30 protein-coding genes are annotated in these 22,376 nt (G+C 40.8%); 17 read left to right on the forward strand and 13 right to left on the reverse strand.

Annotation, left to right across the window (positions count from 1 at the left end; genetic code table 11):
- Nucleotides 1-27 precede the first annotated feature (27 nt).
- Nucleotides 28-1,233: an SIR2 family protein gene (locus AACP56_RS09780; RefSeq protein WP_019974894.1), complete on the reverse strand. Its 1,206-nt coding sequence runs from the start codon at nucleotides 1,231-1,233 to the stop codon at nucleotides 28-30.
- A 55-nt stretch (nucleotides 1,234-1,288) separates the two neighbouring features.
- Nucleotides 1,289-1,588: a helix-turn-helix domain-containing protein gene (locus tag AACP56_RS09785; RefSeq protein WP_019974895.1), complete on the reverse strand. Its 300-nt coding sequence runs from the start codon at nucleotides 1,586-1,588 to the stop codon at nucleotides 1,289-1,291.
- A 204-nt stretch (nucleotides 1,589-1,792) separates the two neighbouring features.
- On the opposite strand from AACP56_RS09785, the gene AACP56_RS09790 reads away from it, so the two are divergent.
- The 17 genes from AACP56_RS09790 to AACP56_RS09870 all read left to right on the forward strand — a co-directional run bounded on the left by AACP56_RS09790 (nucleotide 1,793) and on the right by AACP56_RS09870 (nucleotide 13,998).
- The gene (locus tag AACP56_RS09790) at nucleotides 1,793-2,098 is read left to right on the forward strand and encodes a DUF4134 domain-containing protein (RefSeq protein WP_002979435.1); all 306 of its coding nucleotides are present in this window, start codon (nucleotides 1,793-1,795) and stop codon (nucleotides 2,096-2,098) included.
- Nucleotides 2,099-2,109: 11 nt separating this feature from the next.
- Nucleotides 2,110-2,442 (forward strand): DUF4133 domain-containing protein, encoded by a 333-nt coding sequence (locus AACP56_RS09795; RefSeq protein WP_019974897.1) that lies wholly within the window; start codon nucleotides 2,110-2,112, stop codon nucleotides 2,440-2,442.
- The gene (locus AACP56_RS09800; protein WP_123860958.1) at nucleotides 2,439-4,943 is read left to right on the forward strand and encodes a TraG family conjugative transposon ATPase; all 2,505 of its coding nucleotides are present in this window, start codon (nucleotides 2,439-2,441) and stop codon (nucleotides 4,941-4,943) included. Before AACP56_RS09795 ends, AACP56_RS09800 begins: the two co-directional genes overlap by 4 nt.
- 26 nt (nucleotides 4,944-4,969) lie before the next feature.
- Nucleotides 4,970-5,602: a DUF4141 domain-containing protein gene (locus AACP56_RS09805; protein ID WP_019974899.1), complete on the forward strand. Its 633-nt coding sequence runs from the start codon at nucleotides 4,970-4,972 to the stop codon at nucleotides 5,600-5,602.
- Between the two features lie 2 nt (nucleotides 5,603-5,604).
- Nucleotides 5,605-6,600: a conjugative transposon protein TraJ gene (traJ, locus tag AACP56_RS09810; RefSeq protein WP_249601200.1), complete on the forward strand. Its 996-nt coding sequence runs from the start codon at nucleotides 5,605-5,607 to the stop codon at nucleotides 6,598-6,600.
- A 19-nt stretch (nucleotides 6,601-6,619) separates the two neighbouring features.
- A complete protein-coding gene (traK, locus tag AACP56_RS09815; protein ID WP_249601201.1) occupies nucleotides 6,620-7,243 on the forward strand; it encodes a conjugative transposon protein TraK in 624 nt (207 codons plus the stop codon).
- 12 nt (nucleotides 7,244-7,255) lie between these two features.
- Complete coding sequence (locus AACP56_RS09820; protein ID WP_066439692.1) at nucleotides 7,256-7,684, forward strand: hypothetical protein; 429 nt, start codon at nucleotides 7,256-7,258, stop codon at nucleotides 7,682-7,684.
- Between the two features lie 19 nt (nucleotides 7,685-7,703).
- Nucleotides 7,704-7,991, forward strand: a complete 288-nt coding sequence (locus tag AACP56_RS09825) for a hypothetical protein (RefSeq protein WP_019974903.1) — start codon at nucleotides 7,704-7,706, stop codon at nucleotides 7,989-7,991.
- On the forward strand, nucleotides 7,978-9,312 hold the full coding sequence (traM, locus tag AACP56_RS09830; protein ID WP_066439696.1) for a conjugative transposon protein TraM: 1,335 nt from the start codon (nucleotides 7,978-7,980) through the stop codon (nucleotides 9,310-9,312). The genes AACP56_RS09825 and traM overlap by 14 nt, the downstream gene beginning before the upstream one ends.
- A gap of 24 nt (nucleotides 9,313-9,336) precedes the next feature.
- On the forward strand, nucleotides 9,337-10,230 hold the full coding sequence (traN, locus tag AACP56_RS09835; RefSeq protein WP_066439697.1) for a conjugative transposon protein TraN: 894 nt from the start codon (nucleotides 9,337-9,339) through the stop codon (nucleotides 10,228-10,230).
- A 21-nt stretch (nucleotides 10,231-10,251) separates the two neighbouring features.
- Nucleotides 10,252-10,812 (forward strand): conjugal transfer protein TraO, encoded by a 561-nt coding sequence (locus tag AACP56_RS09840; RefSeq protein WP_066439701.1) that lies wholly within the window; start codon nucleotides 10,252-10,254, stop codon nucleotides 10,810-10,812.
- A gap of 11 nt (nucleotides 10,813-10,823) precedes the next feature.
- Complete coding sequence (locus AACP56_RS09845) at nucleotides 10,824-11,273, forward strand: DUF3872 domain-containing protein (protein WP_066439702.1); 450 nt, start codon at nucleotides 10,824-10,826, stop codon at nucleotides 11,271-11,273.
- 111 nt (nucleotides 11,274-11,384) lie between these two features.
- Entirely contained in the window at nucleotides 11,385-11,666 is a 282-nt protein-coding gene (locus tag AACP56_RS09850) for a molybdenum ABC transporter permease (RefSeq protein ID WP_066439704.1), read from the forward strand.
- Between the two features lie 62 nt (nucleotides 11,667-11,728).
- Complete coding sequence (locus tag AACP56_RS09855) at nucleotides 11,729-12,529, forward strand: TIGR02391 family protein (protein ID WP_066439705.1); 801 nt, start codon at nucleotides 11,729-11,731, stop codon at nucleotides 12,527-12,529.
- Between the two features lie 153 nt (nucleotides 12,530-12,682).
- Entirely contained in the window at nucleotides 12,683-12,994 is a 312-nt protein-coding gene (locus AACP56_RS09860) for a helix-turn-helix domain-containing protein (RefSeq protein WP_066439706.1), read from the forward strand.
- Nucleotides 12,975-13,274 (forward strand): helix-turn-helix domain-containing protein, encoded by a 300-nt coding sequence (locus AACP56_RS09865; RefSeq protein WP_066439707.1) that lies wholly within the window; start codon nucleotides 12,975-12,977, stop codon nucleotides 13,272-13,274. The genes AACP56_RS09860 and AACP56_RS09865 overlap by 20 nt, the downstream gene beginning before the upstream one ends.
- A 274-nt stretch (nucleotides 13,275-13,548) precedes the next feature.
- Nucleotides 13,549-13,998, forward strand: a complete 450-nt coding sequence (locus AACP56_RS09870) for a response regulator transcription factor (protein WP_066439708.1) — start codon at nucleotides 13,549-13,551, stop codon at nucleotides 13,996-13,998.
- A 278-nt stretch (nucleotides 13,999-14,276) separates the two neighbouring features.
- On the opposite strand, the gene AACP56_RS09875 is transcribed toward AACP56_RS09870, so the two are convergent.
- The 11 genes from AACP56_RS09875 to AACP56_RS09925 form a co-directional block, all read right to left on the reverse strand.
- Nucleotides 14,277-15,083 carry a PRTRC system ThiF family protein gene (locus AACP56_RS09875; RefSeq protein WP_055133019.1) on the reverse strand — a complete coding sequence of 269 codons (807 nt, stop codon included), beginning with the start codon at nucleotides 15,081-15,083 and terminating at the stop codon, nucleotides 14,277-14,279.
- Nucleotides 15,083-15,805, reverse strand: coding sequence for a PRTRC system protein B (locus tag AACP56_RS09880; protein ID WP_123860962.1), 723 nt, complete (start codon nucleotides 15,803-15,805; stop codon nucleotides 15,083-15,085). The genes AACP56_RS09875 and AACP56_RS09880 overlap by 1 nt, the downstream gene beginning before the upstream one ends.
- A complete protein-coding gene (locus tag AACP56_RS09885) occupies nucleotides 15,802-16,968 on the reverse strand; it encodes a hypothetical protein (RefSeq protein WP_213189191.1) in 1,167 nt (388 codons plus the stop codon). The genes AACP56_RS09880 and AACP56_RS09885 overlap by 4 nt, the downstream gene beginning before the upstream one ends.
- A 17-nt stretch (nucleotides 16,969-16,985) precedes the next feature.
- Nucleotides 16,986-17,204 carry a PRTRC system protein C gene (locus tag AACP56_RS09890; protein WP_002978317.1) on the reverse strand — a complete coding sequence of 73 codons (219 nt, stop codon included), beginning with the start codon at nucleotides 17,202-17,204 and terminating at the stop codon, nucleotides 16,986-16,988.
- A gap of 27 nt (nucleotides 17,205-17,231) precedes the next feature.
- Nucleotides 17,232-17,834, reverse strand: coding sequence for a PRTRC system protein E (locus AACP56_RS09895; protein ID WP_123860964.1), 603 nt, complete (start codon nucleotides 17,832-17,834; stop codon nucleotides 17,232-17,234).
- A gap of 12 nt (nucleotides 17,835-17,846) precedes the next feature.
- Nucleotides 17,847-18,041: a hypothetical protein gene (locus AACP56_RS09900; RefSeq protein ID WP_123860965.1), complete on the reverse strand. Its 195-nt coding sequence runs from the start codon at nucleotides 18,039-18,041 to the stop codon at nucleotides 17,847-17,849.
- Between the two features lie 14 nt (nucleotides 18,042-18,055).
- Nucleotides 18,056-18,394: a molybdenum ABC transporter ATP-binding protein gene (locus AACP56_RS09905; protein ID WP_123860966.1), complete on the reverse strand. Its 339-nt coding sequence runs from the start codon at nucleotides 18,392-18,394 to the stop codon at nucleotides 18,056-18,058.
- 17 nt (nucleotides 18,395-18,411) lie between these two features.
- Complete coding sequence (locus AACP56_RS09910) at nucleotides 18,412-18,789, reverse strand: hypothetical protein (protein ID WP_228445162.1); 378 nt, start codon at nucleotides 18,787-18,789, stop codon at nucleotides 18,412-18,414.
- 58 nt (nucleotides 18,790-18,847) lie between these two features.
- Nucleotides 18,848-19,921, reverse strand: coding sequence for a DUF932 domain-containing protein (locus AACP56_RS09915; RefSeq protein WP_249601202.1), 1,074 nt, complete (start codon nucleotides 19,919-19,921; stop codon nucleotides 18,848-18,850).
- Nucleotides 19,922-19,965: 44 nt separating this feature from the next.
- Nucleotides 19,966-20,358: a single-stranded DNA-binding protein gene (locus tag AACP56_RS09920; RefSeq protein WP_123860968.1), complete on the reverse strand. Its 393-nt coding sequence runs from the start codon at nucleotides 20,356-20,358 to the stop codon at nucleotides 19,966-19,968.
- Between the two features lie 427 nt (nucleotides 20,359-20,785).
- On the reverse strand, nucleotides 20,786-22,111 hold the full coding sequence (locus AACP56_RS09925; RefSeq protein ID WP_228378468.1) for a site-specific integrase: 1,326 nt from the start codon (nucleotides 22,109-22,111) through the stop codon (nucleotides 20,786-20,788).
- Between the last annotated feature and the right edge of the window lie 265 nt (nucleotides 22,112-22,376).

Raw genomic sequence — 22,376 nt, forward strand, 5'->3', positions numbered from 1 at the left:
TGTGATTAAAGGGGCTATTGCTCATATCTAACTATTAGGGATATTAATTACTATTTGTCGTGTATCTTCCTGATTGTAAGATTTTAAGTCAGGATAATTCTTAGCGAAATCCTCAAAGGTTTCTGAAACAATAGATATATTGGAATATTTGTTTGCAGCATCAATAAAGGGTTTCATATTTTCGTTGGTTTCATCTATCCCTTTATTTACAATCATCAATTGAAAGCCTGGATTTTGTTCCAAGGCTTCGATGATTGCGGTTACGATATGTTTATCCCCGAAACTAAAGCCTATTGTAATAAGGAAAACATTCTCCTTTCTCAAATTGGACTGGAACCTCGACATCATTTCAAAATACGGCTGTTCATAAGAGCTTTCATATTTTGATTGATGTGGATATATCATCAATGGTTCGTCAGGTTCTTCTTTTTGTATAATCTTGTTGTCTTGCTTTTCCCAATTTACAGAACCGTGTAATTTGTACAAATGGAAAACTTTTTGAATAAAATTGTCTTCTTCTTTTACTCTACTTTGATTGCGGGAAACAATATCGTAATCATAATTACGCCCACTAAATATTCTTGGTTGAGAAAATGAAAACCCGTCTATAACAACAAAATTGCTTTCACAAGCTGATTGTTCAAACATTAGGTCATAATTCAATGTAAACAGCTTAAATCTTGGTAAAGTAACTTTGCGTTTCGTTATTTTATTTAATAAGAGCGTATGTGGCGAATTATCTGGCAAACTCAATTGACAGGCTTCTTTGATAAAATCTTTAATTTTGTTTACACAATCCTCAATATCTATATCCTCTTTGGGTATATATGGTATAGCAGGTGTTGCCATAGAAAGAACCTTTTCTAAATTCTTTACTATAGAGCCATCATCCCATTTTTCATCGTAGCCAATAGTTTCAAGTAACTTTCCAAAAACATCGGCTGTTAAAAGAGCTTCCGCATCATCCCATAAGTTTGCCATCGACTTACCCAACTTCCCATCTTTTCCCCAACCAATAGATGACCCTGCACCAGTTAGAAGTAATAAATTCTCAAACTGATTATTTAGAGTTTGGGAGTATTTATTCCTATTTGTTGCAATTGCATAATCAATTCTATTTTCGGTACTTTCTTTGAAATCGTGAAGTTTGCCGTCGATATATACTTTTATATCAGTAGCATCACTATCATCATAAGCAACAGAACTGTTATTGTTGAGTAAAATGTATTTCATATTCGCATATTTTATTTGTTAACCTTTTTATTGCCAAAGAAGAGTTGTTAAAAACCTAATCTGCATTATTCTTGATTGCATTTAATTCTTTTAAAACAATTTTTAAAGCCTGCTTTCCTATTTCTTTATCGTCAATAAGTCCCTTTATTTTATCTGAAAACCATAAAACCAATAGCTCATCAATTGGGGTATTCAAAAATTCTGCAAGCTTTTCGATGTGTTTTCTTGGCAATGGTCTTTCTTCATTTTCGACTTTACTGATAAAAGCACTATCCAGTTCCAATGCAGCCCCAACTTCCCGTAGGAACAATCCTTTACTTTCTCTTAGTCTTTTTATGTGTTTTCCAAATGCCATTTTGCTTTTTTAAGACTTGTCTAAATATGTCAAATTTAAGCAAAATAGTTTAATAAATACGGATTTAGACTTTCTATAAAGCCACTCACTGCCAAATCATTCCTTTGACTGCCACTTTATTATAACGCCCTGATTTCTGAAACACCTTTGTTCCGAAAGTCCGCAAGGTGCGGGATAACAATAACAAATTAATGTGTTTCAATTATGGAAAAACAGAGAAAAAAAGTTTTGCTGGCAGCCGTGGCTATGCTGTCAGGAATTGGTGCGTTCGCACAGGGAAACGGCTCGGCAGGTATCAACGAGGCTACCCAAATGGTAACTTCCTATTTCGACCCCGCAACCCAATTAATCTACGCCATCGGTGCGGTCGTGGGCTTGATAGGGGGCGTTAAAGTTTACAATAAGTTCAGTTCGGGCGACCCCGACACATCGAAGACTGCGGCAAGCTGGTTCGGTGCGTGTATCTTCTTAATCGTAGCGGCTACCATCCTGCGTTCATTCTTCCTTTAATCCTTTGCTTTATGAACAATTACAACATAAACAAAGGCATTGGCAGGACAGTGGAATTTAAGGGACTGAAAGCACAATACCTGTTCATTTTCGCTGGCGGACTGCTCGGTACGCTCATCCTCGTGATGATACTGTATATGGCAGGCGTAAACTCTTACATCTGCCTGTTCCTCGGAGCAGGCGGTGCTTCGCTCATTGTGTGGCAGACCTTTTCACTAAACAGGAAGTACGGCGAACACGGGCTAATGAAAATCGGAGCAGGAAAAAGACATCCCCGATACATCATTTGTCGCAAGCCTGTACACCGCTATCTGAAATTCACTCCTAAATCGAATGCCCTATGAGAAACGTTGCAAAGACAACAACGCTGGAAAACAAATTTCCTTTGTTGGCAGTAGAAAACAACTGCATCCTTTCCAAAGATGCGGACATTACCGCCTGCTTTGAGGTTCGTTTGCCGGAACTGTTTACGGTAGCATCGGCGGAATACGAAGCTATTCACTCCGCCTGGCATAAGGCTATCAAGACCTTGCCGGATTTTACGGTCATCCACAAACAGGATTGGTACATCAAAGAAAGCTATGCTCCCGATTTGGCAAAGGAAGACCAAAGTTTTTTGGCTAAATCCTACCAACGCCATTTTAATGAGCGACCATTTCTGAACCATTATTGTTACCTGTTCCTGACCAAGACCACTAAGGAAAGAATGCGTATGCAAAGCAACTTCAGTTCGCTTTGCAAAGGTACGCTCATACCAAAGGAAATCAGGAACAAGGAAACGATACACCGCTTTATGGAAGCGGTGGCACAGTTTGAGCGTATCGTGAACGATAGCGGTTTCATAACCCTGCAACGCCTTACCGAAGATGAAATCATCGGAACGGACGAAAAGCAGGGATTGTTGGAACAGTACCTAACCCTGTCAAGGGAAAGCGGAACACCGATGCAGGACATCGCACTCGGAACGGAAGAAGTCCGTATCGGAAACAAAAGGTTGAGCCTGCACACCTTGTCCGATACAGACGATTTGCCCGGAACGGTATCGGCTGATACCCGTTTTGAAAAGCTATCCACCGACCGGAGCGACTGCCGTTTGTCGTTCGCTGCTCCCGTGGGATTACTCCTTAGCTGTAACCATATCTACAACCAATATTTGTTTTTGGATAACAGCGAAGACAACCTGCAAAAGTTTGAAAAGTCCGCCCGCAATATGCACTCTTTGGCAAGGTATAGCAGGGCAAACCAAATCAACAAAGAGTGGATAGAAAAATACCTGAACGAAGCCCACAGCTTCGGTCTGTCGTCTATCAGGGCACACTTCAACATTATGGCGTGGTCGGAAGACCCTGCGGAGCTGAAACAGTTAAAGAACGATTGCGGTAGTGCATTGGCATTGATGGAGTGTAAGCCTCGCCACAACACTACGGACGTAGCCACTTTGTTTTGGGCTGGAATGCCCGGCAATGCAGGCGATTTTCCGAGTGAGGAAAGTTTTTACACTTTTATCGAACCTGCCTTGTGCTTCTTCACAGAAGAAACCAACTATCACAATTCGCCCTCGCCGTTCGGTATCAAGATGGCTGACAGGCTTACAGGAAAACCTATCCATTTGGATATTTCCGACCTGCCTATGAAGTGTGGCATTATCACGAACCGGAACAAGTTTATACTTGGTCCGTCAGGTTCGGGAAAATCGTTCTTCACAAACCATATGGTAAGGCAATACTACGAACAGGGCGCACACGTATTGTTGGTAGATACGGGTAATTCTTATCAGGGCTTATGCGAACTCATCAAAGGAAAGACCAAAGGTGAAGACGGTGTTTATTTTACGTACACCGAAGGCAACCCGATTGCATTCAATCCATTTTACACGGATGATGGGGTTTTCGACATCGAAAAGAGAGAAAGTGTTAAGACCTTAATATTGACACTATGGAAACGTGATGATGAACCGCCAACCCGTTCGGAAGAAGTGGCATTATCCAATGCCGTATCAGGTTATATTGAACGTATCAAAACAGATGATGTTTACCCATCATTCAACGGTTTCTACGAGTATGTCAAAGGTGATTACCGCAAGGTACTCGAAGAAAAACAGGTAAGGGAAAAAGACTTTGACATTGCAAATTTCCTGAACGTCCTCGAACCCTACTACAAGGGTGGCGAATACGATTATCTGTTGAACTCCGACAAGCAGTTAGACCTGCTTTCCAAACGCTTTATCGTGTTTGAAATTGATGCGATTAAAGACCACAAAATCCTCTTTCCCATAGTCACAATTATCATTATGGAAGTTTTTATCAACAAGATGCGGAGGCTGAAAGGTATCCGAAAACTCATCCTGATTGAAGAAGCGTGGAAAGCGATTGCCAAAGAAGGAATGGCGGAATATATAAAATATTTATTTAAAACCGTCCGCAAATTCTTCGGAGAGGCGATTGTCGTTACGCAAGAGGTAGATGATATTATCCAGTCGCCCATTGTAAAAGAAAGTATCATCAACAATTCCGACTGTAAAATCCTCTTAGACCAGCGTAAGTATATGAATAAATTCGATGACATACAGGCAATGTTGGGGCTTACAGATAAGGAAAAAGGTCAGGTACTTTCTATCAATATGAACAACGATGCAAGCCGACTGTACAAAGAGGTTTGGATTGGCTTAGGTGGTACGAACTCGGCAGTCTATGCCACCGAAGTTAGTTTGGAGGAATACCTCGCATACACCACCGAAGAAACCGAAAAAATGGAGGTAATGCAATTAGCTTCCGAATTGGACGGTAACGTAGAACTCGCCATTAAGCATATCGCAATGCAAAGGCGTGACAAAGCAAATCAATAGTCATTAACATTTTAAAATTCATAAAAATGAAAAAGTTCCTTTTTATGGTGTGTACGGCACTAATGCTCGCCGTAGCACCGTCCGCAAAAGCACAATGGGTAGTAACCGACCCCACAAATCTGGCATCGGGTATTCTCAACAGTGCGAATGAAATCGTACAGACTTCTTCCACGGTATCCAATGTAATTAAAAATTTCAAGGAAGTGGAAAAGGTGTATAAACAGGGTAAGGAGTATTACGACAAGCTACAAGCTGTAAATAATCTTGTAAAAGATGCACGTAAGGTACAGCAGACTGTATTGCTTGTCGGTGACGTATCCGAAATGTATGTTACCAACTTCGGTAAGATGATGAACGACCCGAATTTTTCTGCACAGGAATTGGCAGCTATCAGCAATGGTTATTCGGCATTGCTGAATGAAAGTACCGAACTGCTGAAAGAACTCAAACAGATTGTAACCTCATCAAGCCTTTCGCTGAACGACAAAGAGCGTATGGATATTATTGATAGAGTGTACAAAGAAGTAAAGGAATACCACAGCTTGGTACGCTACTATACCAATAAGAATATCTCTGTAAGTATTCTAAGAGCAAAAAAGCAGAACAATACCAAAAGAGTGCTTGACCTCTATGGAACTCCTAACCAAAAATACTGGTAGTTATGGAATTTCAAAATCTTCACGAAGTCCTACGCTCATTATATGATGAGATGCTCCCACTGTCCGCCGATATGGCGGCAGTGGCTAAAGGGATAGCCGGATTGGGGGCTTTGTTCTATGTTGCCATAAAAGTATGGCAGGCTTTGAGCAGGGCTGAACCCATTGATATGTACCCTTTGCTTCGTCCTTTCGCTTTGGGGCTTTGCATTATGTTTTTCCCAACTATCGTATTGGGAACAATCAATGCCGTGTTAAGTCCGGTGGTACAGGGTACTCACACAATCCTCGAAAATCAGGTGCTTGACCTCAACAATTTGCAGGCGAAAAAAGACCTGCTCGAACGGGAAGCTATGCTACGAAATCCTGAAACAGCCTATCTCGTATCAAATGAGGAATTTGATAAAAAGCTCGAAGAATTGGGCTGGTCGCCCGGCGATTTGATTACGATGTCGGGAATGTATATGGATAGGTTTGCCTACCAAACCGAACAAGCTATTAAGAATTGGTTTCGCAATCTGTTAGAGGTACTGTTTCAGGCGGCAGCTTTGGTTATTGATACCATAAGGACGTTCTTTCTCATTGTCCTGTCCATACTCGGGCCGATAGCCTTTGCGATAAGCGTGTGGGACGGTTTTCAGTCCACGCTCACGCAATGGCTGACCCGATACGTCAGCGTTTACCTGTGGTTGCCTGTGGCAGACCTGTTCAGCTCTATGCTTGCCAAAATACAATCCCTCATTATCGAAAAGGATATAGCAATGCTTGCCGACCCTACTTACATACCTGATACGAGCAATACCGTGTACATCATTTTTATGATTATCGGCATCATCGGGTACTTCACTATCCCGACAGTAACAGGTTGGGTAATCCAAGCCGGAGGCGCAGGAAACTTTACCCGCAATGTAAACTCCACAGCAATGAAAGCCGGAAACATCGCCGGAGCAGGCGCAGGCTCAACAGTTGGAAACATCGGCGGTAAACTGATGAATAAATAATCATTAATCATTCTAAAAAATGGAATTTAAAACGCTAAGAAATATCGAAAACAGCTTTAGGCAGATAAGATTATATGCCATTGTGTTTGCGGTTCTCTGCATTAGCGTGGTAGGTTACGCCGTATGGCGTTCCTACCGCTTTGCAGAAGAACAACGCCAAAAAATCTATGTGCTGGATAATGGAAAATCGTTGATGCTTGCCTTATCGCAAGATGCAAGTATCAACCGACCTGTGGAAGCAAGGGAACACGTCAGGCGTTTTCACGAACTCTTTTTTACGCTTGCTCCCGACAAGAACGCTATCGAAAGCAATATGAGCAGGGCATTCAACCTTGCCGATAAATCAGCTTTTGATTATTACAAAGACCTGTCGGAAAAGGGCTATTACAGCAGGATTATTTCGGGGAATGTACAGCAACGCATTGAGGTGGATAGTGTCGTGTGCAATTTCGACACCTATCCTTATGCGGTGCGTACCTACGCCAAACAATTCATTATCCGTTCGAGCAACGTGACCAGGCGTAACCTGATTACTTCCTGTTATCTCGTGAACTCTGTCCGTTCGGACAACAACCCGCAAGGCTTCAACATCGAAAAGTTTGCAGTGATAGAAAACAGGGATATAGAAGTTATCGAACGCTAAAAAAACAATCTTATGGAAGCATTATCAGATTTAAGCACGTTTGCAAAAATCCTTACCGATAAAGGATATAACGGCTATTTCCATACGCAGGGAGCGTATGCTGGAAAGTTGAAGGAAAGTATCGGCGAATACCTCGAAAACTGCCAAAAAGGTACAGATAGTTTGCCTAAACAGGACTTGTTGCTGACGGGCTACCTGCAATGGTCGGGCGAAGACAAGCCAAGTGTAGAATGCAGTATGTGGGTAAAATACCTGAACGGCAAATTCTCGCTTAACAGAATGGAGGTTGCAAGGAAAGACCAATTTGGGCAACTGCTGAAAAAATCGGAACTGACAAACCTGTCAGTCATATCCGCACCCAAAGCGGTTGAGGCAGTCGCTTTGGTCAATGAAGAACCGAAGCAAAAGGCAGGTCAAAGTCCTAAGCGTTTCAAGCTATAACAACAGAAATAGTAAGGTTATGAAAAAACTAAGAGCAAATATGGACAGGTACTTTGACAAGCTGGACGAACGCTGGCGGGCATTGCCCTTGCGGAAACAGCACCAATACACACTTTACTTTTTTGTGGGGTATCTACTGCTTACGGCAGGTGTCATTTGCAAAGTATGGTACGATACCTCAAAGTCGGGTAACGATATGGTCATTGAGCATATCGAAAACCCTGTCCTCAAAAAAAGTGAAAGTCCTGCAAGATTGCAGGACACATTATCAACAATTCTAAAAAACAAGATTTATGAAAGAAAATGAGAACAAAAAGTCGGTTGTTCGGGTAACGGAAGGGAACCAGGCAGCAACCACTGATGTACTGCAAGACGGTACACAGAACAAAGCCGAAAAGCTCAAAAAGCCACTCATATTTGGCTTAATGGGAATTGTCTTCGTAGGTTGTATGTACCTCATATTTAAACCATCCGCAGACAAAAAGGAAATTGAGAACATCGGGCTGAACGATGCAGTACCGGAGGCTACCGGAGCAGGAATGCCTGCCGACAAAGGCAAGGCTTACGAGTTGGAAATGCTGGAACGCAAAGAGCAAGAAAAACGCAATGCACTTACCACGCTTTCTGACTATTGGAATACTGAAGACAAAAAAGAGCCTAATGATGAATTTCCCGAAGAAGACGAAAACAGCAGCTATGGCGTTGGCAGAGGTTCGGGAAGAAACGGCAATCCTGCATTGAGCAGTTACCGCAATGCACAAAGCACATTGGGTTCATTTTATCAGGATAACAACTCTGAAACAACAGAACTCCGCAGGCAATTGGACGAACTAAAAGAACAATTAGCCGAGAAAGATGTACCTAAATCTGTAACCGTTGATGACCAGCTTGCCATAATGGAGAAATCCTACCAGATGGCGGCAAAGTATCTGCCAACAGGTACAAATTCGACAGAAGCCCCACCTGCTAAGGATGCAGGTACGGCTACCGCAGGTTCAACTCAAAAGGAGCATTTTGTGGCATTCACACCTACAAGAAAGAACACCGTTTCCGCTTTGTATCGTGAGCCTACGGACAGTGCCTTTTTAGCCGATTGGAGCGAAACAAGAAACCGGGGCTTTTATACCGCAGGTTCTATTGAGCAAACGGCACAACCGAAAAACAGTATCAAAGCCTGTGTACACGATGCGCAAACGGTTATTGGCGAAACAGGGGTACGATTGCGATTGTTAGAGCCAGCCCAAACGCCTCAACGTACCATTCCGAAAGGAACGATTGTAACAGCTAATGCCAAATTTCAGGGAGGTCGATTGCAGCTAAAGATTACCTCCGTAGAATTAGAGGGCAACATCATTCCGGTTGATATTACTATTTACGATTTGGACGGACAGCAAGGCTTGTACGTTCCGTATTCGCCCGAAATGAACGCCCTTACCGAAATGGCGGGCAATATGAGCCAGACTTCGGGAACAAGCATAATGCTCACGCAGAATGCAGGACAACAGGTTGCTGCTGATTTAAGCCGTGGCGTGGTACAGGGTGTTTCGGGCTATTTCGCCAAAAAGGTAAGAACCCCAAAGGTTACGCTAAAAGCAGGGCATCAGGTCTTCCTTGTATCTAAAAAATAATGTTGAACTCAAATAATTTAAACAATGAAAAATCATTTAAAAACCTTTTGGGCATTTGCCCTGATACTCGGCTTTGCCGTACAATCTTACGCACAGGATAGTGCAAAAACTCCGCTTGCATTAGGCAAGATAGAACCGTATAGAATGGAAGTTACCTACGATAAAACTTCACATCTTATTTTTCCGACCGCCATCCGTTATGTGGATTTGGGAAGCGAATACCTGATTGCTGGAAAAGCGGAAGATGCGGAAAATGTATTGCGTGTAAAAGCATCGGTAAGGGAATTTGAAGCGGAAACCAATTTTTCAGTTATCACAAATGACGGGCGTTTTTACAGTTTCAATGTGTATTACAGTCCCTATCCCGAAGCGTTGAGCTATGACCTCTTGACAATGCAAAAGGCGGTTGATAAAGCCAACGGAAACGATGTGCTTTTTGAAGAATTGGGCAACAATTCGCCATCATTGGCAGGCTTGCTTTTGGAAACCATTTACAAAAAGGACAAACGTATTGTAAAGCATATCGGGGCTAAGAGTTTCGGTATTCAGTTTATCCTCAAAGGTATCTACATACACAACGGCAAATACTATTTCCATACGGAATTGAGAAACCGTACCAATGTGCCGTTTCAGATTGATTTTGTGAATTTCAAAGTGGTGGATAAAAAGGTAGCCAAACGTACCGTAGTGCAGGAACGCCCGATGATACCGCTTAGGACTTACAAACCATTGGATGAGATTGGCGGAAAAACGACCGAGCAAAACGTGTTCCTGTTAGACCAATTTACCATTGCCGATGACAAGGTACTACTTATTGAGATTTTCGAGAAAAACGGTGGCAGGCATCAGACACTCCAGATAGAAAATTCCGACTTAATCAAAGCTCGTTTGATTAACGATATGCACCTGAAATTTTAATAACCTTTTAAAGTAAATAATATGAAAAAGTATATCTATACCGTGATGCTCATCTTTATGGCCATCACGGTCACACAGGCACAAAGAATGTTACCTAAACAGAAAGGATTGGAAGTGAGTACGGGTGTGCTGTCCGATGATAAAATCGGTAACGATTATTACATCAATGTAGCAATGACCGTAAACGGCAAAAATGGTAACTACCAGCTTTGGGCGTTGGAATATACACACCAATACCACGATTATAAAGACCTCCGCATACCGCAGGAAACTTATACCGCAGAGGGCGGTTACAGTTTCTTCCTGTTGGGCGATGTTCGTAAGAACATCACGCTGAACTTTGGAATAACAGGCGTAGTCGGTTACGAAAGCATCAACCGTGGCGAAGCAATGTTGTATGACGGAGCGAAGATACTGAGCGAAGACAATTTTGTTTACGGAGCAGGCGGACGGCTCACATTTGAAACGTACCTGTCCGACCGTTTTGTGTTAGTCCTGCAAGGGCGTACAAAGGTTTTGTGGGGTACAGACTTGGAACAATTCCGACCGTCCGCAGGCGTGGGATTAAGGTTTAATTTTTAAAATGTAAAATGATGATAGCAATATTCAATAAATTCAGGATAGGATTAAGCTCAATATATATACTCTTGGCAATCCTCACGGCTTCGGTTACGTTGGTATCTTGTAGCAAAGACGATGAACTCGAAATACAGAACGATTTCCCTTTTGAGGTCAAAGTAATGCCTGTACCCAAAGATATTGCCAGTGGGCAGACCGTAGAGATACGGATTACCATACAGCGAACAGGCAATTACAGCAACACGCAATATTTTCTCCGCTACTTTCAATTTGACGGTCAAGGCACATTGCGGTATTATGACGAACCACCGTATTTGCCAAACGATTTGTATTCGTTGCCAACGGAGCAGTTCCGGTTGTATTACACTTCGGCATCTACCGTATCACAATCCTTTGAGGTTTGGATTTCCGATAACTTCGGTAACGAAAAGCAGTTGAGCTTTCAGTTCAACAGTAGTGATTAATGCTACTTATATAAAAGCAAAACCGACTGTTACAGGTCGGTTTTTTGCTTTTCAGCTTTCGGTGTACGTTGTTTTTTGTTTAAATTTACTTGAATTATAATCTTAACGGGTATGGATACAGTTACGGCTCAATTGGTGTTTGGTATTATTGTTATCGTTATTGCGATAGTGCTTATTTATTGGATAAACCGCAGGAAATTTTATAGGCGTAATGGTATGGGTGCAGAGGGATTTTCGAGTTTTGAAGCATCTGTATTTACCCGTTTTATAGAACGTGTCGGCAAATGGATTGCATACGCTTTGATAATTCTCGGTATTGTCTGTATATGGACTTATAGCCAAATGAAAAAGGACAAAGAGAAGCAACAAGTGGAGATACCTAACTCGAAATAAGTATTTTTATGGAAATTTAGATTATATGATTTAGTATTCATAATAAAGAGGAAAATTATAAAATGACAAAATCCTTTGATGACATAACCCTACGAAATATATCTGATATTATATCAAATATACTGACACATACGAAAATTACAGAACATTTATCAGGTGCTGGTATTTCTCAATCTCAATATGGCACAAATAAAACAGACAGATTGTTTTATGCTTTAAAAGAAAGACAAGCACAAGACAGATGTGGAAATAATGTATTGGCATTTGTTGTTAGATTATTAAATCCTAAAAGATATAATTCCGAAGATGAATTTGAAAAAGATAGAACAACTATCAATGAGAAACTTGTTTATGAAGGGATAGAAATTGATAAAAGTGGACAGCCCCGACAAGTTGATAAGGCGAAAACTATTTCGGAAGCAAAAAGCAGGTCACTAAAAATCAAAGAAAAAGTACACGGAATTGGAGTTCATTCAGAAATTTTGCCTTATTGTGAAGCTGAATGGTTAAAGGAAAATTATTTTCACGCTATACTTGAAATTACGAAAAGTGTAGCAGAGAGGCTTAGGCAAAAAAGTGGCTATACTTCAGACGGAGCAGATTTAGTTGATGATTGTTTTGCGTTGGGAAAGGACAAAAGACCTATGCTTGCTTTCAATACTCTGAAAAATCAAAGCGAAGAAAGTGAACACAAAGGTTTTGGAAATTTCTGCAAAGGATTTTTTTCTATGTACAGAAATCCAAAAGCACACAACCCCAAAATATTGGAAGATACCCAACTTTCACAAATGACAGAAGTTTTGGTTGTAGCAACAATTATTCACAACAAACTTGATAACACTTATAAAACGGGGCTTAAATAAAAAAAATCGGATAGCTCAAAAGGTTATCCGATTTTTCGTTTATGGCAAAAGTAAAAAGCCAAACACTGCCTTTCAACGCCAATCAATGCAACCTTTCCCAATCCTGCAATAAGCCTTTATAAATTCGACTTCCACAGAAAAAATGAGCAAACAATGGAAGTTATTGCAATACAAAAAACCGCATTGGACGGAATGAAGAATGACCTAAGGGAACTTTTGGAAATGACCGAAAATGCCACACGAAAATATACCCCGATTTTCAAAGAGGAGCAATGGCTCGATAACCAGGAAGTGTGTTTGATGATGAACATTACCAAACGGACTTTGCAGACCTACAAGGACAAAGGCTTATTACCATATTCCAAACTGAACCGCAAGAATTATTATAAACGCTCGGACGTACAGGCTTTACTCGAAGCCGGACAGCCGTACAATACCAACGACAATGGATTTACTGACGAATGAAACGGAAGAAATCATCGCCCATCAGGAAATGATAATGCAGTTGAGAAACCGTATTGAAGAAATATTAAAAAATTACCGTCCTGTAATGAACGGAGAAATATACTTGTCGGGCGAAGATGTGTGTAGGCTGTTACATATCAGTAAACGGACTTTACAGCAATACCGTGACGATAATATCCTGCCGTATATACAAATTGGGGGTAAGATTATTTATAAGGAAACGGATATTCTGACCGTCTTAGAACAGAACTATATAACCAATGACAGACATTGCTTCTAATTAATTTGGTTCTGACTATGTTTCAACGGAAGGACTTTAGTATATTTGCTATGTAAAATATAACAATACTTAAAGTGTTTTTGCTTTAGGTCTTGGTACTGAAAACTGGTAATTTTTTGTATCCCCAAGACAATAAGTAAGAACGCTCACGTCATAGGCGTGGGCGCTCGCTTATTCGGGGATTAAGGCGTACCAGTGCCTCAGTATCGGTAAGTGTGGTTGCCTGCGCTTCTTTTTTTTGTGCAGGGCTACATCAACTCAAAAAAGTAATGATATGGAAACTGGTACAGCACAACAAAAAATTGCCCTCGCCTTTATCAATGATAAAAGCCCGATTTTGGATTTGACCTGCAACGACCTCGTTGCTTCAGGAATTGAAGTATTGTTCCGTTCTGAAAACATTGAAGACGGACTATCTCAATTACCAGCATTAAAAACACTTCCCAACATTTGTATTATTGACCTTGATTTTTACAATAAGAATGTGCTGGCACAGCTTCAAGAATTGAGAACACAATATCCAACCATTAACCTGATTGCACATAATGATATTGATGCAGAAAAAGCCGTAAAACCTCTTTTGGAAATTGGTTTTACAGGTTATTTGCTCATTGGTAGCGATACGGACGATTTTAAAAAAGCTATTGATGTTGTTACCAATGGCGGTAGATATTTTAGTGTGGGAGTAGCGGAAATTGCACAGGAATATTTCAGTAATAAGTAACGTTCCGATTATAATAGTATAAAATATCTGTTCTAATCAAGCGGCGTTCTTTTGCTTCTTTTCTTTGGTCGCTTATGTGAAAAGAAAAGAAGTCATTGCATACCTAATCATTGGGATAATGAATATCCCACACAATAATGTCGCAACCTGTTTGGTAAAAGGTAGAGAAAGGAAATTGTGTAGCGGTGCATTTTGACAAAGGGGTTGCACCGATTTGATGCAAAAAGACTGTCCCGACCATCGGGAGGATCTGTCTTTTTGCCGCCCGACTTTTCGGGTCAGGCGACTTTTATCGGGTGGGTGCGGAAATCTTTCAGATTGTGAAAAAATCCTTTGTATTCAGTCATTCCCCTGCGAAATAAGTTCCACAGCAAAGAACAACCCATTTGGGTTAATGAGGAATTGATAAACAAGTCCTGGTGTTCCAACGCTTCGGCAAGGGAGCAACTTGGCGTGTTATCCTCTTGTTCGGATTGCTTCAGCAATTCGCCAAATTCATCGGTAACAAATGGCAGGCTTGCCACCGTTTGGTATTTCTCTGAATTGGGTTGCTTTATCTCTCCGATAGTAGATAGTAGCACTTGTCCTGTATCTTGGCTGTTGCCAAAATCCAACCAATATTTCGGCTCATCTTGGTAGTGTCTGCGGTAACTTATTTCTTTAAGAATTTCAGCAACGCCAAACCTCGCCTGTACATTGTCCACACAAGTAATAGTAATGATTGCCCTTGCTTTTTCGGGTATTCTACCAAACTTGTCCTTTTCAAATTTTACCGTTTCGGCTTTCCAATTTGTACCGATGCAACGATTGATACGGTTTATCAATGCAACCGATTTGTACAATCCTGTTTCACTTTCAAAAAAACGCTGTCTGCCTAAATTGGCACTCGTGATAACATCATCATCCCAAAGGCGGACTTGCAACCCTGCGTGTCCCAACGCTATCAAGCTCTCGTTTATTTCCATTAAAGCGGTCAATACTTTTGAGCCTGTGCCACCTGCCCCGATAAGGTTTACCGAAATTGGGTTTGTCGGATTGAGCAGATAATTGTCCGTAAAATGGATTGCTGTTTTTGCTGTATTCATCACAATAGATTTTTAAGGGTTTTGTTATTCTTTTTTAATACTTCTTTCGGAAAAGGTTTATCAGTATTGATAAGGTCTTTCCAAAGGTTTACAATGTTTTTTTTCGTGAGGTTCTCGCATAATGAATGGCTGAAATAGGAATTAAAAAAATAATGTTCCCACGCCTGTGTAAATTCCTCAACCGAAGCCGAATTTTTAATATCAATACTAACAGTACCCATACATACATTGCCCTTTTCGTAGATATTGAAGAAAGGTGCGTAATGCAATGGCGTTTTCTCGGTGGGTCTTCTGTCGCTTGCCAAAGCAAATACAGTAAGACTGCTTTTGCTCGCTAACCAAAGCATTGGCGGTACTTGTGCCATTCCGTTGGATATGCCCAAACTATCCACAAAATACAGTTGTCTTTGCTGTGCTTTGGTGTACCATAATACTATACCTTTTTCAGCATTTGGATTGATATGCAGAATGTTTGTAGGCAATATTCCCTTTGACTTTAAAAAGGCTGTGTTCTTTTCTTCATCGGTCTGTAACGCCTTTGCCAATACGTTGGCTTCTTTTACGGTCAATGGGTGGGCATTGATAGGCGTTCCGTTGCTATCCATATCGAAATGCTCCACGTACATTGCTGTATCTGTTCCTTTGGTTTCATAGAAAACCAAAGCGGATTTTGGATAGTATAATGTGCCGAAATCTTTGGTTATGTCGTTTACGGTGTTCATTTTTCTGTTGTTTTATAGTTATATAATAAGTAAGAAAGGTCATCCAACAATTCAAACAGGCGATTTTCAAAATCAAGGTTGCCTTGTGTTATTTTACTGCCGTCAAATGCTTTGCAAATGGTCGGCTCTTCCATTTTTCCGTATTCGTTGAACTCATTGTTGATGCTTTCGGAAAGGCTTTCATATAGCCAACCTTTGGTATCTGCGATAAATGAAATGTACTTTTCCATTCCGATTGCTTCGGTTTCGTAATCATCGTCATAAGGGTCTTCTTCGGGCAATGGTGCGTTTCTAAAAAAAGTTGCTTTCGGATATTCAGTACAAAGGGCAAACGCATTACACGCTACCTGCCAACATTCCCTGTCGAACGTGTCAAGGCTTTTAAATCGGTTCAAACGCTGTTCAAATATCTTTAGATTGCTTCGGTTAAATAACTTTTGTTCTATCCTGTCGCCAATATATTCGGCATTTCTCAACTCACTTCTATATGTTTCTGTTTCGTCCGTTTCCTCGTCCTGTTCTACCCAATCTTTATGCGTTTCATACAACCAATACAAATAGCTGTCTTCCTGCCTGTAATACGGCACATCGGCAATATGGTACAGATAACTGCATACCGATACAAGTAGCTGTGCGGTCTTTTTACGCTTCGGGTCTTTGAGCATTTTAAAGAGTGGTGCAATAGGAATATAATACAAGGTTGTACCTACATTATACCTTTCCTCACTTACAAAAAAGGTTTTCTTACTATCCTGTACCAATTTGAAACTGTCCCAATTTATGTTGGTACGTTTTACTTTGGTTTCCATATCCCACATAGATAATACTACATTGTATGGAAACTCAAAATCTTGGGTTTGCATCGGTTCAATGCTGTAATGCTCGGCAAGTCGGGAAAGGGACTTGTAAAAATCCCTCTCCGTTTTCTGACAAGCCTGTACGGATTGTGCTGTTTTCAGTTTAGGCAGAAACGTACACTTTAGAATACCATTGGTAGCATTGCTATCGGTACGGATTTCTGCTTGTCTTTCTGCACTTGGTTTGCGTCCTTTGGTCTTTGTAGCCAATTTGCGAACTCGCCCAACTGTCGGTGTAACTGCTGTTGTCGTTTCTGTTCGGGTATATTGATTGTTCCCGATATGATGTTGCGTTGCATAATTCATCGTTTTAAAATTTTGGTTTAACCTTTCGTACCCATTACGCTCTCAAATTTGTACTCTACCGCATCGTCTTTTATCTGTGGTGCAGATGCTTTTGCCGTTGTCAAAATCGGGTACATATTGGCGTAAAAATTCATTACGGCTTCCACGCTCCAACGTGGCTCTGGGTCGGTCAGTCTGATGTCCTGTCCTTTGTCTTTGAGTATGAAAACTCGTTCTAATTGCGTTGCTAATAACATAACTTTCTAATTTTGGGGTTAACACTTTTATTCTTCCTCGTCCGCTTCATCAATAGGATAATCGGCAGTAACTTCTTCCACCTTTGGCGGTTCGGGTGTAGCTTCTTCCATTGCTCCGAAAAGGCTCGGTGTTGCGAACTTGTCGGACAATGAAGTTTTGCGTTTGCGTATCTCGTCCGCTTTTTCGGGAAACTCCGTTATATCGGGTACTTTCATCCACGCTTCGCGGAACTTGCCCTCTTTCTCCAACTCGTCAGCCTTTACCATAGCATCTTTAAATTTCTTGTCTTTGGCTTCTTTTTCCTTTTTCTCCTTTTCTGCTTTTTCTTTCTCGATTGCCGATTGCTTTTTAACTTCTTCCAATTGCTTTAAGAATTTTTCCATATCCACCATTAAGCCCGATACCTTTTGTATAGGTGTGGTAATCTGTTCAAAAAATCCCTCGTCAAACTCTTGGGGTGTGGCGTTAAATGTCAATGGGGGAATAAGGTTTTTGGCACTATCTCCGCATTGTTCGTTATTGAGCAATACTGTTACGATTAGGTTGCTTTCTATTCCTTTTGAAATGTTCAGTTGCAATACTCCTGTAAAGTCCAACTGCTGTATCTGATTGAAAAAATTTGTGTTCATCGTTCTTTGATTTTAATTGTTGTTTAACCGTTTTTTGATTGCTTTTAGTTTCTCGTATATGTCCATCCAATAGGCATTTTGCCTTTTATCGAAGTCTGAAAAACTTTTGTCCTCGTGGCTATACCCTGTATTTCGTTTGGCAATACAGATAGCTTCTTTTAGGTCGGTTACTTCAATTTCGTAACCGTTCAAATCCGTTATTTTCATACCTGTTCTAATTCTTATTTAGTGATTTCCGCTATTTGGTCAATCCTGCCGTAAACAATACTTCTAAGGCTTGTTTTGTCGGGGGCGTTGTATTCTGCCCAACTGCCGTACTGCTTCACTACATAGGTTTTCAAAATATCCTCAAACCCGAAGCGATAACCCATAAGGGGTACGGCTCTTTTGAAGTAGGCATTTCGGTTTACTGCTTCCGCAAGCCAATTTTTTTCTGCTCGGCTCAACTTGTCGCTTTTGTTCAGTTTTTCCCTTAGTAGGTAAACCTTTGCATTTTGCAGGGTTTCCAATTCGGGAACATCGTAGCGTACAAACTTTGTGGCTATTGCTGTCGTTTCCATTGTATCTGCTTTAAGTGTTATGAATTAGTTTCAGCATCGGTGTATTTTCCATTTTCATAGTAGCCTATAAGCCGTTCCCAAAGCCGTATTAGGCTGTCGGTATCTACATAGAAATACTCTGTTCTGTTGCAATAGATGATGTATATAGCTTCATCCCTGTATTGCGTTTCAAGGCTTTTTTCTTTAGCCATACTTTTGGCTTCGTCTATGGTTTTTGCTTTCATATTCTGCTGTTTTGTATCGTTATCAATCTTTACTATATCCACAATGGCACATTCGGGACAACCCTCTACGGCTGTTATCTGCTGTATTGCTCTCTGCTTTCCGCTAAGTGATACTACTGTCAGCGTTACTTTGCCTGTGTCGTGTTTCAGCGTTGCTTTATAGGTTTCCATTGTCATAGCTGTTGTTTATAATAGGCTACCACCGATTAAGGCGGTAGCCTGTGGTTATCTAATTAAGGTTTAGGATTTCCGCACCGTCCAGAGCAAATGCAGTACATAGTTCAAATGCTTTCTGCGATTTGAGTTGGGCAGTACCACCCAATACAATGCTCTGCAACTTGGCTTCGTCATTCTTGTAACTCCTTACATTCTGATAGTAGCCTGTCACAGAATTGTACGCTCCGAACAACGTACCTTTGGTAGTGTCCATTTGTTGGGTGTCGCTTATCATAGCATACGCAAAAGCATCCTCAACGACATTTTTGAACACGGTGGAAATTTCATCTTCCGCACCTTTTTTGATTAGGTCAAGCGTTTCCTTATTTGGGCAAAGTGCCAACTGTATTAGCTTTCTTACTTCTCGGTCTGTTACCTTTACTTTTGCCCATTCGTTGAAAATGCCCTCTAATTGGTTGCTCAATGTGTTGGCAAGTCCCATAATCTTGTGAGCGTTCTCGATACGTTGTTTTGCTCCCGAAGTGTGCTTGATACGGACTACATTGGTCATACTGCGTAACGAAGCATTCAGCGTGTTTTGGCATACAATACGGATAGGCGTAAATGCGGCTGTGATACTTCCGCTACCATCGTGCGAAGTGGTTAGGAAAATGTACTTTTCCGTAACATCATCGCCATTGCCTACACGGATATAGTCGGGCAATTTGGCTGTGATAAAAACACGTTCTCCGTTGCCTAACGCTCCTGCGGTTTCGTACAGAATGCCCTCGCCACCGCCTACAATGGCATCAAAGAAATTAAAGGCTTCACGGTTTTGTACGATATGGTAATCCTTACCGACTACGCCCAATACTGCATTGTTATCGGTGCGTATGTTGGCGAAATAGTTAGGTACTTCTAATTCGCTACTGTCTATCTCTATGCCGTTGGTGGTTTCGATAATGCCCGAACCTTTGGTAAATAGTGGGGATTTTACGACTTCGTAATCTAACCCTGCGTATTTGATTGCTTCCTCACTTGTCGGGTATTGTTCTACGATTTGACCTAAACCGTGCCACGCTTTTTGTTGTACGCTAAAAAATGAATAACGTCCTGTTCTCTCGTTGAAATTGATATTATGTGCCATAATGCTTAAAATTTGATGTTTAAAAAATGATTGAATACTCGTTGTTAGAATGGGAGGTCGTCATCTGCTCCCTGTGCAGTAAAGCTGTTGTTCTCGGCTTGTGCAGTAGCCTGTATGGTTTCGGCTCTCTTACTACCTCCGTGCAGTTTGATTTGAGAGGTATGAAAGTTCAGCCCCGAATGTGCTTCGCCGTTTTTGCCTATCCACGCCCTTGTGCTTATTCTGCCTGTGAGTTCTACCAAAGTGCCTTTTGTGAGTAGGCTTGCCACGTTTGCAGAAATCCAATAGGCACAATCGAAATAGGTTGTTTGCTCTATTCGTTCACCTTGCTTGTTTTTGTAGCTTTCATTGGTCGCTACTGAAAAGTTTACTACCTGTTTTTCGTTCGACAATGTGCGTACTTCCGCATTTTTTGTCAGTCTTCCGATAATGTTCATAATCGTCCTGTTTTAAAAGTTTTACATTTTGTTACGTTCGCTTTTCTCGTTTCCTGCTTCCTGTTGTGGTTTGCTCCGCTTCGCTTCGCATAATTTTTTCCAAAAGAAAAACCGGAAAAAAGAAAGCAGATAATCCAAGCGGGCAATAGCGAAAACCAAGAAAAAAAATGATTTAATGGGGGTTCCTTTAGGGGGAAACCGTTCATTCATTTTTTTTATTGGTGGGTGTGTGCGGTGGCTGCCCGCTATAACTTAGCTGCCTTTTTACCGGTTGATTGTGGAAATATTCTGTTCTAATTTTTATGGAATAAATGACCAGGCTATGAGAGCCTGAAATAGAGGTTGGAATAATCGAAAAGTAAGGGCATAAAAAAAGCAGGATAGTTAAATCCTGCTTCAATCTGATAAGTAAAGAATGCACTAATTTTTAAACCATAATTTCTTCGGTATTGTAAATTTTATCTGCGTTTGTATGTTCATTCAATAATGCTATTTCTTCCCGTTCCATTTTAATAATAAACGCATCTTCCATTGCCTTAAATTTAGGCGAAACCAAATCCATATCCTTACTGATTTTTTGGCTGGTAATCTTAGCATAAATCTGTGTAGTGGAAATATTCTTATGACCCATCATTTTGCTAAGGCTTTCAAGCGGAACACCCTCGGTCAAAAACATTGTGGCGAATGTATGACGGGCGGTGTGGAATGTAACTTTCTGTTCTGTAACAATACCCGCTTCCTCAATAAGTTTACCTATATGCGTGTTGCAAGTCGCATTGGATGGCATTGGGAATACAAAATCATTTCTTGTAGCTCCACGATATTTCTCAATGATGCGTTTGGGGATTTCCAAAAGACGGACGTTGGAGGCAACATCTGATTTCTTTCTCCTGCTGATTATCCATTGGTGTCCATCAAAGAAAGACTGGATATTGCTCCATTTCAGTTTCTTAATGTCTATGTAAGAAAGCCCTGTGAAGCAACTGAAAATAAAAAGGTCTTTTACAAGTTCATATCGAGGCTTAGATGGTTTCAGGAGCATTAAGGTTTCTACATCCTCTTTTAAAAGGTAGCTGCGGTCGGTTTCTTCCATACTGATTTCATAATCCTCAAAAGGATTATCCCGTATCAAGCCTTTTTTAATAGCCAATTCTGCCAAAGCAATAACTGGCATTGTGTAAACCCAAACCGTATTATGGGTACATTCCTTATCAATGCGAAGAAAGAAATCAAACTCACGAATAAAATCAGAAGTGAGTTCCCGGAAAGCCATATCGTCCCGATGGTAACGCTCCCTTATAAATTCGCTAAGATGGTTGTAAACAGTGTTGTATTTGCTATACGTGCTTTGAGAGCGTTTTCCCTTAGCGACCATTTTTTCAAAGTCTTCATTTTGGTCTTTAAAGACTTTTAGTACGGCATCGTCCATTACACCAACACCCAAAAACGAGAGCTTTACTTTCTGTGCGGTCGCAAAACCCTCGTGCTTCAGCATATCTTCGTAAATCTTGTCGATACGACCCCGTACGTTATCCAGCTTTTGGTTAATGTTCAAAGCGGTGGCACTCTTGCCCTCAACTCTTCCGTATTTTAAATCCCAATTTTTCGGGTTAATTTCTAACTTTGTTCCCAAAGTTTTAGCTGTTCCATCAATGGTAATACGTGCCATAATCGGTGCATTACCGTTCTTTTTCAGTTCGTTCTTTTTCAGGTAGAAAAGCAGTTTGAACGTGGACTTTTTTGTCTGTTCCATAACTCAAATGTTTAATGTTTAAAATTAAATTACATTGAGTTACAAGGGAATGTAAAAAAGGGTGCAAAAGACTGAAATATAAACAGTTAAGCTATGTAGTTACCTTTATCAATCGGTAACGAATTAGTAACCTAACCTTGTGTTTTCAAGCCCAAAACCTATCAGACACCGAGTTCCAAACTAAGACTACTGTTTTATAAAGCATTGTATAGCAACGGGTTTAATCGTTTTGCTTATTTTTGCTTTTTACTAATCTTTTTTAATC

It is taken from the genome of Croceitalea sp. MTPC6 (assembly GCF_036985525.1).
Classification (GTDB): Bacteria; Bacteroidota; Bacteroidia; order Flavobacteriales; family Flavobacteriaceae; genus Croceitalea.

What these genes read in the sequence shown, in the direction of transcription:
- AACP56_RS09780 (WP_019974894.1), bottom strand. Translation starts at nt 1,233, where the DNA reads ATGAAATACATTTTACTCAACAATAACAGTTCTGTTGCTTATGATGAT.
- AACP56_RS09785 (WP_019974895.1), bottom strand. Translation starts at nt 1,588, where the DNA reads ATGGCATTTGGAAAACACATAAAAAGACTAAGAGAAAGTAAAGGATTG.
- AACP56_RS09790 (WP_002979435.1), top strand. Translation starts at nt 1,793, where the DNA reads ATGGAAAAACAGAGAAAAAAAGTTTTGCTGGCAGCCGTGGCTATGCTG.
- AACP56_RS09795 (WP_019974897.1), top strand. Translation starts at nt 2,110, where the DNA reads ATGAACAATTACAACATAAACAAAGGCATTGGCAGGACAGTGGAATTT.
- AACP56_RS09800 (WP_123860958.1), top strand. Translation starts at nt 2,439, where the DNA reads ATGAGAAACGTTGCAAAGACAACAACGCTGGAAAACAAATTTCCTTTG.
- AACP56_RS09805 (WP_019974899.1), top strand. Translation starts at nt 4,970, where the DNA reads ATGAAAAAGTTCCTTTTTATGGTGTGTACGGCACTAATGCTCGCCGTA.
- traJ (WP_249601200.1), top strand. Translation starts at nt 5,605, where the DNA reads ATGGAATTTCAAAATCTTCACGAAGTCCTACGCTCATTATATGATGAG.
- traK (WP_249601201.1), top strand. Translation starts at nt 6,620, where the DNA reads ATGGAATTTAAAACGCTAAGAAATATCGAAAACAGCTTTAGGCAGATA.
- AACP56_RS09820 (WP_066439692.1), top strand. Translation starts at nt 7,256, where the DNA reads ATGGAAGCATTATCAGATTTAAGCACGTTTGCAAAAATCCTTACCGAT.
- AACP56_RS09825 (WP_019974903.1), top strand. Translation starts at nt 7,704, where the DNA reads ATGAAAAAACTAAGAGCAAATATGGACAGGTACTTTGACAAGCTGGAC.
- traM (WP_066439696.1), top strand. Translation starts at nt 7,978, where the DNA reads ATGAAAGAAAATGAGAACAAAAAGTCGGTTGTTCGGGTAACGGAAGGG.
- traN (WP_066439697.1), top strand. Translation starts at nt 9,337, where the DNA reads ATGAAAAATCATTTAAAAACCTTTTGGGCATTTGCCCTGATACTCGGC.
- AACP56_RS09840 (WP_066439701.1), top strand. Translation starts at nt 10,252, where the DNA reads ATGAAAAAGTATATCTATACCGTGATGCTCATCTTTATGGCCATCACG.
- AACP56_RS09845 (WP_066439702.1), top strand. Translation starts at nt 10,824, where the DNA reads ATGATAGCAATATTCAATAAATTCAGGATAGGATTAAGCTCAATATAT.
- AACP56_RS09850 (WP_066439704.1), top strand. Translation starts at nt 11,385, where the DNA reads ATGGATACAGTTACGGCTCAATTGGTGTTTGGTATTATTGTTATCGTT.
- AACP56_RS09855 (WP_066439705.1), top strand. Translation starts at nt 11,729, where the DNA reads ATGACAAAATCCTTTGATGACATAACCCTACGAAATATATCTGATATT.
- AACP56_RS09860 (WP_066439706.1), top strand. Translation starts at nt 12,683, where the DNA reads ATGGAAGTTATTGCAATACAAAAAACCGCATTGGACGGAATGAAGAAT.
- AACP56_RS09865 (WP_066439707.1), top strand. Translation starts at nt 12,975, where the DNA reads ATGGATTTACTGACGAATGAAACGGAAGAAATCATCGCCCATCAGGAA.
- AACP56_RS09870 (WP_066439708.1), top strand. Translation starts at nt 13,549, where the DNA reads ATGGAAACTGGTACAGCACAACAAAAAATTGCCCTCGCCTTTATCAAT.
- AACP56_RS09875 (WP_055133019.1), bottom strand. Translation starts at nt 15,083, where the DNA reads ATGAATACAGCAAAAACAGCAATCCATTTTACGGACAATTATCTGCTC.
- AACP56_RS09880 (WP_123860962.1), bottom strand. Translation starts at nt 15,805, where the DNA reads ATGAACACCGTAAACGACATAACCAAAGATTTCGGCACATTATACTAT.
- AACP56_RS09885 (WP_213189191.1), bottom strand. Translation starts at nt 16,968, where the DNA reads ATGAATTATGCAACGCAACATCATATCGGGAACAATCAATATACCCGA.
- AACP56_RS09890 (WP_002978317.1), bottom strand. Translation starts at nt 17,204, where the DNA reads ATGTTATTAGCAACGCAATTAGAACGAGTTTTCATACTCAAAGACAAA.
- AACP56_RS09895 (WP_123860964.1), bottom strand. Translation starts at nt 17,834, where the DNA reads ATGAACACAAATTTTTTCAATCAGATACAGCAGTTGGACTTTACAGGA.
- AACP56_RS09900 (WP_123860965.1), bottom strand. Translation starts at nt 18,041, where the DNA reads ATGAAAATAACGGATTTGAACGGTTACGAAATTGAAGTAACCGACCTA.
- AACP56_RS09905 (WP_123860966.1), bottom strand. Translation starts at nt 18,394, where the DNA reads ATGGAAACGACAGCAATAGCCACAAAGTTTGTACGCTACGATGTTCCC.
- AACP56_RS09910 (WP_228445162.1), bottom strand. Translation starts at nt 18,789, where the DNA reads ATGGAAACCTATAAAGCAACGCTGAAACACGACACAGGCAAAGTAACG.
- AACP56_RS09915 (WP_249601202.1), bottom strand. Translation starts at nt 19,921, where the DNA reads ATGGCACATAATATCAATTTCAACGAGAGAACAGGACGTTATTCATTT.
- AACP56_RS09920 (WP_123860968.1), bottom strand. Translation starts at nt 20,358, where the DNA reads ATGAACATTATCGGAAGACTGACAAAAAATGCGGAAGTACGCACATTG.
- AACP56_RS09925 (WP_228378468.1), bottom strand. Translation starts at nt 22,111, where the DNA reads ATGGAACAGACAAAAAAGTCCACGTTCAAACTGCTTTTCTACCTGAAA.